Genomic DNA, 15,089 nt, shown 5'->3' on the forward strand with positions numbered 1-15,089 from the left:
CAGGAGCGGCGACTGGCCCGGCCACCCGCAGACCGCTGATCGCCGGGTGTTCCCGCTCCCCGGCGCCCCGCGCCGTGGACCCGTCCCGCGCGCGGTGACCTCGAAACGAGTGATGCATGACCGCGTCCGTCAAACCGTCCCGACCGGCCCCCAAACCCGTGCTCTCCGGCCGGCAGTCGATCGCCGAGCTGATCACCATCCGCACGTTCCTGCTGGTCCCGTTCCTCGCGCTCGCCGCGGCCGTCCCGGTGTTCTGGGGCTGGGGCGTCAGCTGGCTCGACCTGGCGATCGGCGGCGCGTTCTTCGTGGTGTCGACGCTAGGCATCACCGTCGGCTACCACCGCTACTTCACGCACGGCGCGTTCCGCGCGAAGCGGGCGTTGCGGATCGCCCTGGCCATCGCCGGTGGCATGGCGGCGCAGGGCCCGGTGATCGGCTGGGTCGCCGACCACCGCCGCCACCACGCCTTCTCCGACCGCGAGGGCGATCCGCACTCGCCGTGGCTGTTCGGGACCTCCGCGATGGCACTCGCCCGCGGCTTCTGGCACGCCCACATGGGCTGGCTCTTCGGGCGCGACAAGACCAACATCGACCGCTTCGCACCCGACCTCGCCGCCGACCGCGACATGCGGGTCGTCGACCGGCTCTTCCCCCTGTGGGTCGCCGCGAGCCTGCTGCTCCCGCCGCTGCTCGGCGGGCTGATCACGCTGTCGTGGTGGGGCGCGCTGACGGCGTTCCTCTGGGCCGGTCTCGCCCGGATCTCCTTCCAGCACCACGTGACGTGGTCGGTGAACTCGATCTGCCACATGCTCGGCGAACGGCCGTTCACCAGCCGCGACCGCTCGGCGAACTTCTGGCCCCTGGCGATCCTGTCGATGGGCGAGTCCTGGCACAACACCCACCACGCGGACCCGACCTCGGCCCGCCACGGCGTGCTGCGCGGCCAGCTCGACGTCTCCGCCCGGGTGATCTGGGCGTTCGAAAAGCTCGGCTGGGCCTGGAACGTCCGCTGGCCCACCGCGAAGCGGCTCGCGGCCCTCGCCCGCTGAGCCGCCCGCGGCCCGGTCAGGGGTTGATGCGGAGGTAGGCCGGCTTCGGCTGCAAGTTCTCGTCGAACAGGCACGCCGCGCCCTCGCCCGGGAAGACGCCCGGGACCCACGAGTGCCGGTCCGTGAAGCCCCAGGTCGTGAACTCGACGCACCGCCGGACCGCCTGGCAGCCGTCCCACAGCTGGTCGAAGTAGCTCGCCTGCGTGTCGAGCTTCGCCGCGTCCGGCGGGGTCGGGATGCGGACGTCCGCCTCGGTGATCGCGACGTCCACCCCGAGCTTCGTCAGGCGGTCCAGGTTGGCGCGGTACTCCGCCGGGAAGCCGTACTGGATGGACAGGTGCGCCTGGACGCCGACCCCGCCGATCGGGACCCCCTGCCGCCGCAGCGTCTTCACCAGGTCGTAGACCGCGTCGCTCTTCGGGTTGCGGCCTTCGATGTTGTAGTCGTTGAGGTACAGGGTGGCCGAGGGGTCGGCGGCGTGCGCCCAGCGGAAGACGTCCGCGACGAAGCCGTCGCCGAGCTTCTGCCGGAAGACCGTGTCACGCCGGGTGCCGTCTTCGTTGAAGATCTCGTTGACGACGTCCCAGGCGCGGACCTTTCCCTGTACCGCTTGACTTCCGTGGTGATGTGGTCGCGCAGGACGCGGCGGAGCTCGTCGGCCGGGAGCGCGGCCACCCAGTCCGGGAGCTGGGAGTGCCAGACCAGCGTGTGGCCGCGGACGGTCTTGTGGTGCTGCTGCGCGTAGCGGACGATCGCGTCGGCGCCCGACCAGTCGTACTGCCCGCGCACCGGCTCGACCACCCCCCATTTCATCTCGTTTTCGGGCGTCACGTTGTCGAATTCCCGGGTCAGCACGGCCCGGTAATCGGGTTCCGACGCGAGGTAGGCCGCGCCCACCGCACTGCCCACGTAGCGATGGGTGATGTCTTTCAGCGGAACGGACGCCGATGCCGCCGGCGCCTGCCACACCGCAATACCCGCGACGGCCGCAACCGCCACCAGGGCACGTTTCAGCGCAATTCCACGCACCATCTCATTCCCTTCGTTCAGCGAAAGTTTCGAAGCGTGTCAAACCGGGTTTCGATGATTTAGAATCTCCTTCATGACAACGAAGTCCGAGGATCTCGAGCCGGCCGCGTCCCGGGTCACCATCGCCAGGATCGCCGCCGAGACCGGAGTTTCCGTGCCGACCGTCTCGAAGGTCCTGAACGGACGGCCCGACGTCGCCGAAAGCACCCGCGCCCGCGTGGAAGCGGTCATCGGGAAATACGGCTACCGCCGCCGCGCGGACGAACGATCGCGGCGTTCCCGGCTCCTGGAACTGATGTTCCACGAACTCGAAAGCACCTGGGCCCTCGAAATCATCCGCGGGGTCGAGTGCGTTGCCCGCGAAAACGGAATGGCGGTCGTCCTCGCGGAATCGTCGGGACGGCACACGCCCGGCCAGAGCTGGCTGGAAAGCGTGCTCGCCCGGCGGCCGGTCGGCATCGTTTCCGTGTGCTCCGACTTCACCGGCGGACAGCTGGCGAAGCTGAGAGCCCGCGACATCCCGCTCGTCGTGGTCGACCCGGCGGGCGCGCCCGGGCCGGAGACGCCCTCGATCGGGGCGACGAACTGGCAGGGCGGGCTGACCGCCACGAAACACCTGGTGGAGCTGGGGCACCGCCGGATCGCGATGATCGGCGGGCCGGACGGGGTGCTGTGCAGCCGCGCCCGCATCGACGGCTACCGCACGGCGCTGGAGACGGCCGGGCTGGCGTTCGACCCGGCGCTGGTGCGCCGCGGCGACTTCCACGTCCGGTCCGGCTACCGGGAACTGGCGTCACTGCTCACCCTCCCCGACCGGCCGACGGCGGTGTTCGCGGGCAGCGACCTGCAGGCCCTCGGCGTGTACGAGGCCGCGCGCGACGCGGGCCTGCGGATCCCGGACGACCTGAGCGTCGTCGGGTTCGACGACCTGCCGGTCGCCCGCTGGCTGACCCCGGAGCTGACGACGGTCCGCCAGCCGCTGCAGGAGATGGCCGCCGCCGGGGCCCGGCTGGCGATTTCCCTGGCCCGGGGGACCCACCAGGAGAGCCACCGGCTCGAGCTGGCGACGAGCCTGGTGGTCCGCCAGAGCACGGCGGCGCCGGCCCGCCAGGTCCGGGAAGCGCTGACCAGCGGGGCGAAGTAGGCCCGGCTCATCCCGGCCACCGCATGCTCTCCGGCGGCCCGAGGTAGCTCGGCCGCAGGCCGCCGGTGTCGACCACCAGCTTCCGGACGACCACGGCGGGGTCGACCATCCAGACCTTCAGCACGTGCGGGCCCGGCGCGCCCACTTCGTGCCGCGTCGAGGTCAGGTTCACGTTGTCCGAGGTGGTGCGTTCCCACGGGCGGTTCATCGTCAGGTCGTCCGCGCCCGTGGCCTTCGTGATGTTCACGACCTGCGGTGCGGCGTCGTCGAAGGACACCGCGTAGCGCAGGCCGTCGCCCTGCAGGACGTTGCTGCGCGGCGCAAGGTAGGCCCAGACCGTCAGCGGGCCCGCTGTGAACAGCGTCATCCGGAACTCCAGCCGTGGCCCGGCCCCCGGCGTCCGGCTCGCCGCCGTCACCGGGAACGGCGTCATGCCGAGATCGGCGATCCGGCGCCAGGACGCACCCGGAGCGCCGACGTTCGCGCTGCAGTGCGAAGCCTCCATCGACACGTATCCCCCGGCTTCGACGAACCCGCGCCGCCAGGACGACGGCACCGGCGGGTTCCGGACGACGGCGTCCACCACCACCGATGCACCCGCACCCGTCACCGTGACCGGGACGGTCGTGGTGCCCTTCGGCGCCCGGGCCCAGTCGATCCGGACGGTCATCCGCAGCTCCTCCTCAACCCGGCCGCCGCGCGGCTCGACCAGTACCCAGGGAGCACCGGCGGAAACGGTGCAGCGGAACGGTGTCCGGCCGCGGTTGAAGACGTCGACGTACTGCGGCGGCGCCGTCTGGTACGGGCTGAACTCCGGCAGCGCCGGGCGTCCCGGAGCGCCCGGCCACGCCTCCGCCGCACCGTCGACGGCAACCCCCAGCGACGCTTCGGAAGGCGGCGAAAGCCGCTTCACGGCCGGGAAGATGACGTCCGGGAGCGCGACGTTGTTCAGCTCGGGCTGCTGCCACGGCGCGTTCGGGCCGTAGCGCGCGACATCGCCGTAGTCGATGTGCGGCTGGGTCTGGAACCCCTTCCACTTGCCGCCCGCGATGCCCGTGTTGTACTTCTCGGCCAACGCCAGGTCGTCGGCGAAGCGCGCTTCGGTGACGTCGGCGAGCCCGTTCGCCGAGGCGCGTCCCTGCGCCGCGTACAGCAGGTTCGTGAACTCGGCGCGCCGCAGCGCGTAGAGGTTGGCCGACGCCGTGACCTCGTACAGGACCAGCTCGTAGAACGAGTCCTGACAGGCGGCGGGCACCCGCGCCGCGAGGCGGGACGCCCGTGCGGACAGCTCGTGCCACTCGTCGGTGACGCGGTCCAGCTCGCGGTAGTCGACCAGGCTGAACGGCGAGGCCTGGTCGTCGTAGGTGATCACCCCGGCGGCGTCCACGGTGATCAGCCGGTTCAGCAGCTCGGGCTTGCGACGCGACTGCAGCCGCCCGTAATCGTGCAGTACTGCGGCGATGTCCGATGCCAGCGCGGCGCCGAAGTTCGTGGCCGCGAACTCACGTTCCCATGTGGACAGTCGCGTTCCGGGCAGTGCCGAAGGGTCCCAGGCGTAGTCGAGGAAGAACTGCAGCGGCAGCTCGTTGCCCTTCAGGTCGCCGACGTTCGCGACCCACAGCCGGTCGTTCCCGTACGCCACGGCCTGGTCGAGCTGCTCCCACGTGTTCGCGAGCAACGCCGTGTCGACCCACTTGTAGTTGCGGCCGCCGCCGACGTAGTCGAAGTGGTAGTACAGCCCGTAACCGCCGGGGTGCGGGGGCAGCGACAGATCCGGGTGCTTGCGGATGTTGCCCCAGTTGTCGTCGGTGAACACCACGATGACGTCGTCCGGCGGGCGCAGGCCTTGCGCCCAGTAGCGCTGGACCTCCTTGTACAGCGTCCACACCTGCGGGACGTCGGTGCTCAGCTCGCGGGCCAGGATGTCCCGCTCGGTGGCCAGGATCTCGCGCATCAGCTCGATGCCGTCGCCGTCGGGCAGGCTGACGTCGCCGTTGCCGCGCATGCCGAGCGTGACGACGCCCTCGAAGCCCTCCCTGGCCATCCGGCGGATGCCCTCGGTCCAGTAGGCCTTGATCGCCTCGCCGTTGCGGCGGAAGCTCCACTCCCCCGTGCCGCCGTACGGGTCGTGCCCCGGCGTCGCGTGCCGGTTCCACTCTTCGATGCCGCGCATCATCGGCGCCTCGTGCGAGGTGCCCATGACGATGCCGTATTCCTGGGCCGTCGCGTGGTTGAGCGGGTCGTCCTCGGCGAACGCACGGCCCCACACGGCCGGCCACAGGTAGTTGGCCCGCAGCCGCAGCATGGTCTCGAAGACCTTGGCGTAGAAGTTCCGGTTGAAGCCGCCCGGATAGCCGGGTGCGAGCCCCGGCCCGAAATACGCCGGCGCCCACGTGCCGAGCGCCGGGTTCTCGTCGTTGATGAAGAACCCGCGGTACTTCACGTGCGGCGTGCCCAGGCTGAACCGCTCGCCCGGGAGGTGCAGCTCGGCCCGCCGCGCGGGCGGGACGTCGGCCCACCAGTACCACGGCGAGACGCCGATCCGCCGCGAGATCTCGTAGACGCCGTAGATCACGCCGCGCTGGTCGCTGCCGGTCAGCACCAGCTGCCCGCCGACCACCTGGCTCAGCGACGTCTCCCACTTCCCGGCGACCTCCCGGACGTCGAGGCGACCGGCGGCGACCAGCGAGTCGACCGGCGGACTGTGGCCGAGCGTCCCGACCAGCACCACCGGCCCGTCCGCCGGGACCACGTCCGAGACAGCCGGCCGGACCCCCGTCACGCGCTCGACGTCGGCGGCCAGGTCGCCCGCCACCCGCCGCACGCCCGGCAGGTCGCCGGGGCTCACGACGATCGTCGCGGCCGTTCCCCGCGACACCAACGGAAAGCCCGTCCCGGCCGAGGCCGAATCCGGCACGGCGGACCCCGCCCCGGCCAGCGCGAGCAACCGCAAGAAGGCACGGCGATGGACCTCGGACGGCACGGCAGACCTCCTGAGTCAGCCCTTCACGGATCCGGTCAGCCCGCCGACGATGCGCCGTTCGGCGAGCACGAAGAACGCGAGCGCGGGGATCATCGACAGCGCGGTGAACGCGAGCACCCGCGCGGTGTCCTGGGAGTACTGCGACTGGAACGACGCGACGCCGAGCGGGAGCGTGAAGTGTGCCGCGTCGTTGAACACCAGCAGCGGCAGCAGGTAGGCGTTCCAGCTGGTGACGAAGGCGAGCACGGCGACCGTCGTCAGCGCGGGCGTCGACAACGGCAGCAGGATCCGCCAGAAGAACCCGAGCCGGCTCGCGCCGTCGAGGACGGCGGCGTCCTCGAGCTCACCCGGGATGGCGTGCATGAACGGACGGAGGATCACGATCGTCACCGGCAGCGAGAAGGCCGCCTCGGGAATCGCCACGCCCCAGAAGCTTTCGAGCATGCCGAGCTGCCGCAGCCACAGGTACAGCGGCAGCGTCGCCACCGTGAGCGGGAACAGCAAGCCGAGCGTGAACAGCGTGTACAGCGCTTCCCGGCCCTTGAACTGGTACCGCGAAAGCGCGTACCCCGCCATCGAACCCAGGCCGACGGCGACCGCGGTCGCGATCACCGCGATCAGCGCGCTGTTGCCGAGGAACGTCCAGAACGCGCTCGAGCCCAGGACCGCCGCGTAGTTGTCCGTGACCCACGGGCCGGGCAGCCCGGCCGGGTCGGAGTTGATCTGCGCGTTGGTGCGGAACCCGCCGAGCACGACGAACAGCAGCGGCACGATCGTCACGCCGAGCACGACGATCGCCGCGAGGTACCCCGTCGCCATGCCGAACCGACGGCCGCGCATCAGCCCACCATCCTCGTCAGGGCGCCCTCGGTGTCACGGCGGAGCGCGAACCGCTGGTACAGCAGGGCGAACACGAAGCAGATGACGAAGAGGATCACCGCGACGGCGGAGCCGAACCCGAACTCGTAGCGCTTGAAGCCGTGGTCGACGAGGTAGGTCGCCATCGTCGTCGACGCGTTCGCCGGCCCGCCCAGCGTCATGATCCACACGACGTCGAACAGCTGCAGCGAACCGATCACCGACAGGAAGACCCAGATCCGGATGGTCGGCCCCAGCAGCGGCAGCACGACGTGCCGGGTGGTCTGCCAGGCCGACGCGCCGTCGAGCGCCGCGGCTTCGCGCAGCTCGGCGGGCACCCCCTGGAGCCCGGCGAGCAGCAGGATGATGCCGAAGCCGATGTACTTCCAGGTGATCACCGCGAACAGCGTGTAGAGCACGATGCCCGGGTCGGCCAGCCACTGGTGGACCAGGCCGCCGAGGCCCACGCCCTGCAGCACCTGGTCGGCGAAGCCGGACGGCTGCAGCATGAGCACCCAGATCACCGCGGTGATCGCCTCGGACAGGACGTACGGCGCGAAGACCAGGGCCCGCAGCACCGCGCGGCCCCGCAGCTTCCGGTTGAGCAGCATCGCCAGCCCGATCGACAGCGGCAGCTGCACCACGATCGACAGCCCGGCGATGATCAGGTTGTGCACGATCGCGCCCTGGAACACCGAGCCGGTGAAGGCGTCGACGTAGTTGTCGAACCCGATGAAGTCGTCCAGCGGGCCGAAGCCGTTCCACTGGAACAGGCTGTAGAACGCGGCGATCCCGATCGGCACCAGGACGAAGCCGGCGAACAGCAGCAGCGCCGGCCCCAGCAGGAACGCGAGCTCGAGCCGTTTGCCCAGGCCGGAGCGTCGCGCCCGGGGGCGCGACGCCGGTGCGGGCGGCCGCGCCGCCGCTCGCACCGGCGTCGTCGCCGTGGTCACTTGTTGCCCGCCGCGGCCTGGTTGACGGCGGTGACGATGCCTTCGGGGGTGCCCTGGCCCGCGAACATGTTGGCCACGGCGTCGTTCAGCGCGGCGCCGACCGCGGTCGGGAACGCCTTGTCGAAGTACATCTGCAGGTAGGGCGCCTTGATGCCGTAGTCGTAGACCTGCTTGAGCGTGTCGGTCTTCAGCGACTTCGCGGCGACGGCGTTGACGGGCAGGCCGGCACCCTGCGCGGCGATCTGCGTCTGGATGGGCTCGGTGTTGAGGTAGGAGAGGAAGTCCGCGCACGCCTTCGCCGCCCGGCTGGTGCAGGCGAACCCGTCACCGCCGCCGAGCACCGCCGCCGGGTCGCCCTGCCCGCCCGCGACCGACGGGAACGGGAACCAGCCGACCTTCGAGTCCAGCTGCTTGTCCTCGGTCAGCGACGACATCGTGCCGGGTTCCCAGTCGCCCTGCAGCTCCATCGCCGCCTTGCCGTTGGCGACCAGGCCCGCGGAGCTGCCCGCGCCCTGCTGGGCGGGCGTGCCGGCGAACCCCGTCTGGAACGGTTGCGTGGCCAGGAAGTTCTTGAGGTCCTGCCCGGCCTTCGTCCAGCACGGGTCCTCGAGCTTGACCGCCTGGACCGACTGCTTGAGCACGTCGGCAGAGCACTCGCGGACGGCGAAGTAGTTGAAGTAGAACGCATCCGGCCAGCGGTCCTTGCCGCCGACCGCGATCGGCGCGATGCCCTTGGCCTTCAGCTGCGAGACGGCGGCGTCGAGGTCGTCCATCGTCTTCGGCGGCGTGGTGATCCCGGCCTGCTGGAACAGGTCCTTGCGGTACCAGAACCCGACGAAGTGCTGCTCGAACGGGACGCCGTACTGCTTGCCGTCGACCTGCCAGTTCTCGGCGAACTTCCCGGCCCCGGAGATCCACGCCTTGGTCGCGTCGGTGATGTCGGCGACCTTGCCCGACGTCACCTGCGACTTCAGCTCGCCGGCGCCCCAGGACTGGTAGACGTCCGGCGGCTCGGCGCCCTGCAGGGCGAGCGGGACCTTCGTGGTGAAGTCCTCGTTCTGCAGCGGCTGGGCCTTGATCGTGACGTCGGGGTGCGCCTGGTGGTAGTCGGCGACGACTTTCTCCCAGATCGTCTTCAGCGGGTCGGTGGTGCCGTTGTGCCACCAGGTGAGGGTGACCGGGCCGCTCGGCTGGGCGGGCGTATCGCTTCCCCCGCACGCCGAAAGCGCGAGCGGAACGACGGCCGCGAGAGCGGCGAGAACGGGGATCCGGCGTTTCGCAAACATCGTGGGTCCACTCCTGACGACTTCGGCCGAGTTGGACGGGGCGTGACAGCGCCCGGGTTGGCGAAGAGTCTGCACCTGGGGCAAATCGGATGTCAATCGTTGTCGATAACGTTTTACATGGCTAGTCTGAGCCGATGCAGCCCAGTTCGAGGGTGACCATCCGTGACGTCGCGGCCCGGGCCGGCGTCTCGGTGGCCACGGTGTCCAAAGTGATCAATGAGCGCTACGGCGTCTCCGCCGCGACGCTCGCGAAGGTCCGAGCGGTGATCGAAGAGCTCGGCTACGAGGCGAGTCTCGTGGCCCAGAGCCTGCGCAACCACCGGACCAACGTGATCGGGATCCTGGTCGCCGACCTCGAACCGTTCTCCACCGAGCTGCTCAAGGGCGCCGCCGACGCCATCCGCGGCAGCGGGTTCGAGCTCGTCGTCTACTCCGCGGGCGGGCGCACCGGCGACCCGGCCGGCTGGGAAAAGCGGTACCTGTCCCGGCTTTCCGGCACGCTCGTCGACGGCGCCGTGCTGGTCACGCCGGCCGTCTCGCTGGAAGCGGTACCGGGCACGCCGGTCGTCGCGGTCGACCCGCACACCGGCCCGTCGCACCTGCCGACCATCGACTCCGACAACCTGCGCGGCGCGCAGCTGGCCACCGAGCACCTGCTCGAGCTGGGCCACCGGCGGATCGCGTTCCTCTCCGGCCGCCCCGACCTCGAGTCGGCCGAGCTGCGGAAAGCCGGTTACCTGCGGGCGTTGGAGGCCGCGGGCGTGCCGGCCGACGAGAGCCTGATCCGGATCGGCGCCTACGACCCGGAGGTCTCGGCGGCGTCGGCGCACGACCTGCTCACCGGCCGCGACCGCCCGACGGCGGTGTTCGCCGCCAACGACATCTCGGCCATCGCGACCGTCGGCGCGGCTCGTGAGCTGGGCCTTTCCGTGCCCGACGACCTGTCCGTGGTCGGCTTCGACAACGTCCCCGAGTCCGCGCTCTGCAGCCCGCCACTGACCACAGTGGACCAGCCGATCCGGGAGATGGGCCACCGGGCGATCAGCATGCTCATCGCGCTGATCAACGGCGACGAGGTCGAGCGCACCCACGTCACCCTCGACACCGGCCTGGTGGTGCGGCACTCGACCCGCGCCCTCTCCTGACCACTCCCCCAGCAGAAGGGCGGAACGCCTTGACCACGCAGCCCACCACGGCGCCCGAGCCGTGGCGCGACCCCGCGGCCGACCCGGGCGAACGCGTCCGCGCCCTGATGGGGCGCATGACCCTGCGCGAGAAGCTCGCCCAGCTCTACGGCGTCTGGGTCGGCATCGACTCCGGCGGGGAGATGGCGCCGCACCAGCACGACTTCGTCGGCGCCGCGGTCGACCTCGACGACCTGGTCCGCCACGGCATCGGCCAGCTCACCCGCGTGTTCGGCACGCGGCCGGTCGAACCGCTGATCGGCGCGCACAGCCTCGCCCGCACGCAGCGGCAGATCGTCTCCAGCAACCGCTTCGGGATCCCCGCCGTCGTGCACGAGGAATGCCTCACCGGGCTGGCGGCCTGGCAGGCGACGATCTACCCGGCGCCGCTGTCCTGGGGCGCGACGTTCGACCCGGACCTGGTGCGCCGCATGGCATCGCGCATCGGGCGGAGCATGCGCGCGCTCGGCGTGCACCAGGGCCTGGCGCCGGTCCTCGACGTCGCGCGCGACCTGCGCTGGGGCCGCGTCGAGGAGACGATCGGCGAGGACCCGTACCTCGTCGGGACCATCGGGAGCGCGTACGTCGCCGGGCTGGAGTCGGCCGGCGTGATCGCGACGTTGAAGCACTTCGTCGGCTACTCGGCTTCACGCGCCGGGCGCAACCTGGCCCCGGTCTCCGCCGGCCCACGCGAAATCGCGGACGTCCTGCTGCCGCCGTTCGAGCTGGCGCTGCGAGCCGGCGCGCGGTCGGTGATGAACGCCTACACCGACACCGACGGTGTCCCGTCCGCCGCCGATCCGGCGCTGCTGACGGAACTGCTGCGCGACACCTACGGCTTCGACGGCACGGTCGTCTCCGACTACTTCTCCGTGGCGTTCCTGCACCGGCTGCACGGCGTCGCGGCCGACCGCGCGGACGCCGCGGGGCAGGCCCTGACCGCGGGCATCGACATCGAACTGCCCACCATGGACTGCTACGGCGAGCCACTGCTCGCCGCGGTGGAGGAGGGTGCGGTCGACGCCGCCGCCGTCGATCGCGCCCTCGAACGGGTACTGCGCCAGAAGTGCGAGCTCGGCCTGCTCGACGCGGGCTGGGCGCCGGAGGTGCCCGAGACGGTCGACCTCGACGACGCGGCCTCGCGGACCTTGGCTCGCGAGGTGGCCGAGAAGTCGATCGTGCTGCTGCACAACGACGGGACGCTGCCGCTCTCCCCCGGCGCGCGCGTCGCCGTCGTGGGCCCGCGCGCGGACACGCCCGGCGCGATGCTCGGCTGCTACTCGTTCCCGCTGCACGTCGGCGTCCACCACCCCGACGTCCCGTTCGGGGTTTCGGTGCCGACCGTGGTGGAAGCGCTGCGGTCGTCGTTCGACGTCACCTACGCGCTGGGCTGCCCGGTCACCGGTGGCGACGACGACGGGATCGCGGAAGCGGTCGCGGCGTGCGCGGACGCGTCCGTGTGCGTCGCGGTCCTGGGTGACCGGGCCGGGCTCTTCGGCGGCGGGACGTCCGGGGAAGGCTGCGACGCGGCCGATCTGCGGCTGCCGGGGCGGCAGGAGGAGCTGCTCGAAGCATTGCTCGCGACGGGCAAGCCGGTGGTGCTGGTGCTGCTCTCCGGACGTCCGTACGAGCTGTCGCGGCAGATCGGCCGGCTGGCCGCCGTGGTCTGCGGCTTCTACCCGGGCGAAGAGGGCGGCCCGGCACTGGAAGGTGTCCTCAGTGGACGGATCAACCCGTCCGGGCGGTTGCCGGTGAGCTTCCCGGCGGCCGGGGCGAGCCAGCCGTCGACCTACCTCGCGGCGCCGCTCGGCCGGCGCAGTGAGGTCAGCACGGTCGACCCCTCGGCGCTGTTCCCCTTCGGCCACGGGCTGTCCTACGCGCCGGTGACCTGGGCCGACGTCAGCGCGACGGGCTCCCTCTGGCCGACGGACGGCGTCTGCCGGGTCCGGGTGACCCTGCGCAACGACCACGCGCGGCCGGCGTCCGAAGTGGTCCAGGTGTACCTGCACGACCCGGTGGCGGAGGTCGCGCGGCCCGAGCGCCAGCTGATCGCGGCCCGGCGGGTTTCGGTCGAGCCGGGGGCGACCGTCGTCGTCGACATCGGGCTGCACGCGGACCTGACGTCGTACACCGGCCGCGCGGGCCGTCGCCTCGTCGAGCCCGGCGACGTCGAACTGCGCGTGGGGACCTCGAGCGAGCAGGTCGTCGCGACCCTGCACTGCACGCTGACCGGGCCGCGCCGCGAAATCGGCTTCGAGCGGGTGATGACGCCGGAGTTCGGGTCGTGAGACGCACCTGGGCGATCTCGGGCCTGGTGGTCTTGACCGCGTTGTTCGCCGGAGCGTCCGGGCGGCCGCCGTCGGTGCGGTGGGTGGCGACGTGGACGGCGATGCCGCAGCTGACCGAGCCGTCGAACCTGCCGCCGGCGCCGTTCACCGGCACGGACCGCGTGCTGGACAACGCTTCGCTGCGGCAGACCGCGCACGTCTCGGTCGGAGGTCCCCGGATCCGGCTGCGGTTCTCCAACGCGTTCGGCGGCTCGCCGCTGCCGATTTCGGCCGTCACGGTCGCGCGCCCGGTCGACGGGCGGGCGGGGGTCGCGGCGGTCGTGCCCGGCAGCGTGCTCCCGGTGACCTTCCACGGCAAGCCGTCGACGACGGTCCCGATGGGCGCGCAGGTGGTGTCGGACCCGCTGCCGTTCCCGGTGCGCGCGTTCGAGAACATCACCGTGACGACCTACCTCGCGCACGGCCAGAGCACGCTCGCGATCACCTCCCACCCGGGCTCGCGCACGACGACCCACCTGATCGCGGGCGACCGGGTCGCGGCGCTCGACCTCCCGGGCGCGACGCCGGTCGACCACTGGTACTTCCTGAGCGGCATCGAGGTGCTCTCGCCCGCCTCGGCGGTCGCGGTGCTCGGCGACTCCCTGTCGGACGGCCGCGGCTCGACGACGAACGGCAACGACCGCTGGCCGGACGTGCTGGCGTCACGCCTGTCGTCGGCGGTGGTCAACGAGGCCGCGGGCGGCAACCGGGTCCTCCAAGACGGCCTGGGCCCGAACGTGCTGGCCCGGTTGGACCGTGATCTGCTGGCGCAGAGCGGGGTTTCGCGGGCGATCCTGTTCGAGGGGATCAACGACATCGGCACGGCCACCCCCGAGGCCGCCGCGTCGACCGCCGCGGACCTGATCGACGCCTACGACCAGATCCTGACCCGGGCCCACGCGGCCGGGATCCAGGTCTACGGCGCCAAATTGACGCCGTTCGGCGGCAACGCCGGCTACGACGCACCCGAGCGGGAGGCGGCGCGGACCACCGTGAACGCGTGGATCCGCGGCCATTTCGACGCCGTCCTGGACTTCGACCGCGTCGTCCGCGACCCCGCTTCCCCGACGCGCCTGTCGCCGTCGTTCGACGTCGGCGACCACCTGCACCTCACTCCCGCCGGGTACCGGGCCCTGGCCGAGAGCATTCCGGCGCACCTATTCCGGGAATGACCGGAAGAATGTCCAGGCGTCGGAAAGTGGACAATTCCTGGACGCCATTCCGCGACGGGCGTCACCGATCGCTGACCTCCGCCTGACACACCGTGATCACAGGTCCAGTCAACCCGGAGAGCGTTAACTCGGGCTGAATATCTGTTGGGACACAAGCGAGTCTCGAACCCCGGGGCCCTGTGACGGGGATCATGGCTTGCCCCTATCATGTCGCCGTCTGCTCGTCCCCCATCCGCAGTCGACGCTCCCGAAAAGGGGAAATCATGTCCGACGTCATCAACAGCATCTTCGGCCGCCCCAAGAACGAAAACCCCAGCTCCGGCGGGTACGGCTACGGCTCCCCCGCGCCCGAAGCCGCCGTCGCGGAAGCGGCGCCCGCCGAGACCACCACCGAGACCGACGAGGCGGCCGCCGTCGTCGAGGAGACGGACTCCGCGCCCGAGGCCGAAGCCGGCACGGAGGTCGCCGAGGACACCGAGAGCGACGAGGACAGCGCGGAGGCCACCGACGAGGACGCCGAAGAGTCCGAGGACGACACGGCCGAGGTCTCCGACGAGACCGACGAGACCGATGAGGACGACGAAGCCGGCGAGGACGTCGCCGAGGCCGAAGAAGCGGACGAGGACGAGCCGGTCGCGGTCACCGAAGAAGCCGAAGAGGACTCGGCCGAGGAAGAAGCCGAGCCGGTCGCGGTCGCCGAGGAGACCGAGGAAGCCGACGAGGCCGCCGAGCCGGTCGCCGAGACCGACGCGGCCGAGGCCCGGCCCGCCGCGAACCTCCGCGGCACCACCACGGTCGCCGACGGGGTCGTCTCGAAGATCGTCACGATGGTCGCCGGCAAGGCCGAGGGCGTGCACAGCCTCGGCGAGGACATCACGGTCGAGCTCGACGGCGAGGTCGCGTCGATCACCGTTCCCCTCGTCATCGAGTTCGGGCACGCGGTCAAGGCGCTGGGCGAGCAGATCCGCGTCGAGGTGATCGAGGCCGTCGAGCAGTACCTGGCCCTCGACGTCGAGGTCGTGCACGTCCACGTCACCGACATCCACTTCCCGGACGCCGCCTGACCCGCGGCGGTCGGCGCCCGGTCCCGGGGCACCCCCGGGA

General features: G+C 71.3%; 10 protein-coding genes and 1 pseudogene. 6 read left to right on the forward strand and 5 right to left on the reverse strand.

The window, feature by feature from the left end:
• Positions 1–116 precede the first annotated feature (116 nt).
• A complete protein-coding gene (locus tag ACWEN0_RS14860) occupies positions 117–1,049 on the forward strand; it encodes an acyl-CoA desaturase (RefSeq protein ID WP_451973246.1) in 933 nt (310 codons plus the stop codon).
• Positions 1,050–1,065: 16 nt separating this feature from the next.
• Here ACWEN0_RS14860 and ACWEN0_RS14865 read toward each other — a convergent pair.
• A pseudogene (locus ACWEN0_RS14865) lies at positions 1,066–2,081 on the reverse strand (endo-1,4-beta-xylanase).
• A gap of 70 nt (positions 2,082–2,151) precedes the next feature.
• Between ACWEN0_RS14865 and ACWEN0_RS14870 the strand changes: the two are divergent.
• The gene (locus ACWEN0_RS14870; protein ID WP_451973248.1) at positions 2,152–3,222 is read left to right on the forward strand and encodes a LacI family DNA-binding transcriptional regulator; all 1,071 of its coding nucleotides are present in this window, start codon (positions 2,152–2,154) and stop codon (positions 3,220–3,222) included.
• A 7-nt stretch (positions 3,223–3,229) separates the two neighbouring features.
• On the opposite strand, the gene ACWEN0_RS14875 is transcribed toward ACWEN0_RS14870, so the two are convergent.
• From ACWEN0_RS14875 to ACWEN0_RS14890, 4 genes are read right to left on the reverse strand one after another with little or no spacing between them, the layout of a single operon-like run.
• Positions 3,230–6,205: a glycosyl hydrolase 115 family protein gene (locus ACWEN0_RS14875; protein ID WP_451973250.1), complete on the reverse strand. Its 2,976-nt coding sequence runs from the start codon at positions 6,203–6,205 to the stop codon at positions 3,230–3,232.
• 15 nt (positions 6,206–6,220) lie between these two features.
• Positions 6,221–7,045 carry a carbohydrate ABC transporter permease gene (locus tag ACWEN0_RS14880; protein WP_451973252.1) on the reverse strand — a complete coding sequence of 275 codons (825 nt, stop codon included), beginning with the start codon at positions 7,043–7,045 and terminating at the stop codon, positions 6,221–6,223.
• Positions 7,045–8,016: a carbohydrate ABC transporter permease gene (locus ACWEN0_RS14885; RefSeq protein WP_451973254.1), complete on the reverse strand. Its 972-nt coding sequence runs from the start codon at positions 8,014–8,016 to the stop codon at positions 7,045–7,047. Before ACWEN0_RS14885 ends, ACWEN0_RS14880 begins: the two co-directional genes overlap by 1 nt.
• A complete protein-coding gene (locus ACWEN0_RS14890) occupies positions 8,013–9,302 on the reverse strand; it encodes an extracellular solute-binding protein (RefSeq protein WP_451973256.1) in 1,290 nt (429 codons plus the stop codon). Before ACWEN0_RS14890 ends, ACWEN0_RS14885 begins: the two co-directional genes overlap by 4 nt.
• Positions 9,303–9,436: 134 nt before the next feature.
• Here ACWEN0_RS14890 and ACWEN0_RS14895 point away from each other — a divergent pair, with 134 nt between their 5' ends.
• The 4 genes from ACWEN0_RS14895 (at position 9,437) to ACWEN0_RS14910 (ending at position 15,049) form a co-directional block, all read left to right on the forward strand.
• Positions 9,437–10,447: a LacI family DNA-binding transcriptional regulator gene (locus ACWEN0_RS14895; protein ID WP_451973258.1), complete on the forward strand. Its 1,011-nt coding sequence runs from the start codon at positions 9,437–9,439 to the stop codon at positions 10,445–10,447.
• 29 nt (positions 10,448–10,476) lie between these two features.
• The gene (locus ACWEN0_RS14900) at positions 10,477–12,774 is read left to right on the forward strand and encodes a beta-xylosidase/alpha-l-arabinosidase (RefSeq protein WP_451973260.1); all 2,298 of its coding nucleotides are present in this window, start codon (positions 10,477–10,479) and stop codon (positions 12,772–12,774) included.
• Positions 12,771–13,985, forward strand: a complete 1,215-nt coding sequence (locus ACWEN0_RS14905; protein WP_451973262.1) for an SGNH/GDSL hydrolase family protein — start codon at positions 12,771–12,773, stop codon at positions 13,983–13,985. Before ACWEN0_RS14900 ends, ACWEN0_RS14905 begins: the two co-directional genes overlap by 4 nt.
• Before the next feature lie 263 nt (positions 13,986–14,248).
• Positions 14,249–15,049, forward strand: coding sequence for an Asp23/Gls24 family envelope stress response protein (locus ACWEN0_RS14910; protein ID WP_451973264.1), 801 nt, complete (start codon positions 14,249–14,251; stop codon positions 15,047–15,049).
• The last annotated feature ends 40 nt before the right edge of the window (positions 15,050–15,089 follow it).

This window comes from Amycolatopsis sp. NPDC004378 (genome assembly GCF_053602455.1).

Excerpts from the sequence above, each read along its gene's own strand:
- ACWEN0_RS14895 (WP_451973258.1), top strand. The coding sequence starts at position 9,437 with ATGCAGCCCAGTTCGAGGGTGACCATCCGTGACGTCGCGGCCCGGGCC.
- ACWEN0_RS14870 (WP_451973248.1), top strand. The coding sequence starts at position 2,152 with ATGACAACGAAGTCCGAGGATCTCGAGCCGGCCGCGTCCCGGGTCACC.
- ACWEN0_RS14860 (WP_451973246.1), top strand. The coding sequence starts at position 117 with ATGACCGCGTCCGTCAAACCGTCCCGACCGGCCCCCAAACCCGTGCTC.
- ACWEN0_RS14910 (WP_451973264.1), top strand. The coding sequence starts at position 14,249 with ATGTCCGACGTCATCAACAGCATCTTCGGCCGCCCCAAGAACGAAAAC.
- ACWEN0_RS14890 (WP_451973256.1), bottom strand. The coding sequence starts at position 9,302 with ATGTTTGCGAAACGCCGGATCCCCGTTCTCGCCGCTCTCGCGGCCGTC.
- ACWEN0_RS14880 (WP_451973252.1), bottom strand. The coding sequence starts at position 7,045 with ATGCGCGGCCGTCGGTTCGGCATGGCGACGGGGTACCTCGCGGCGATC.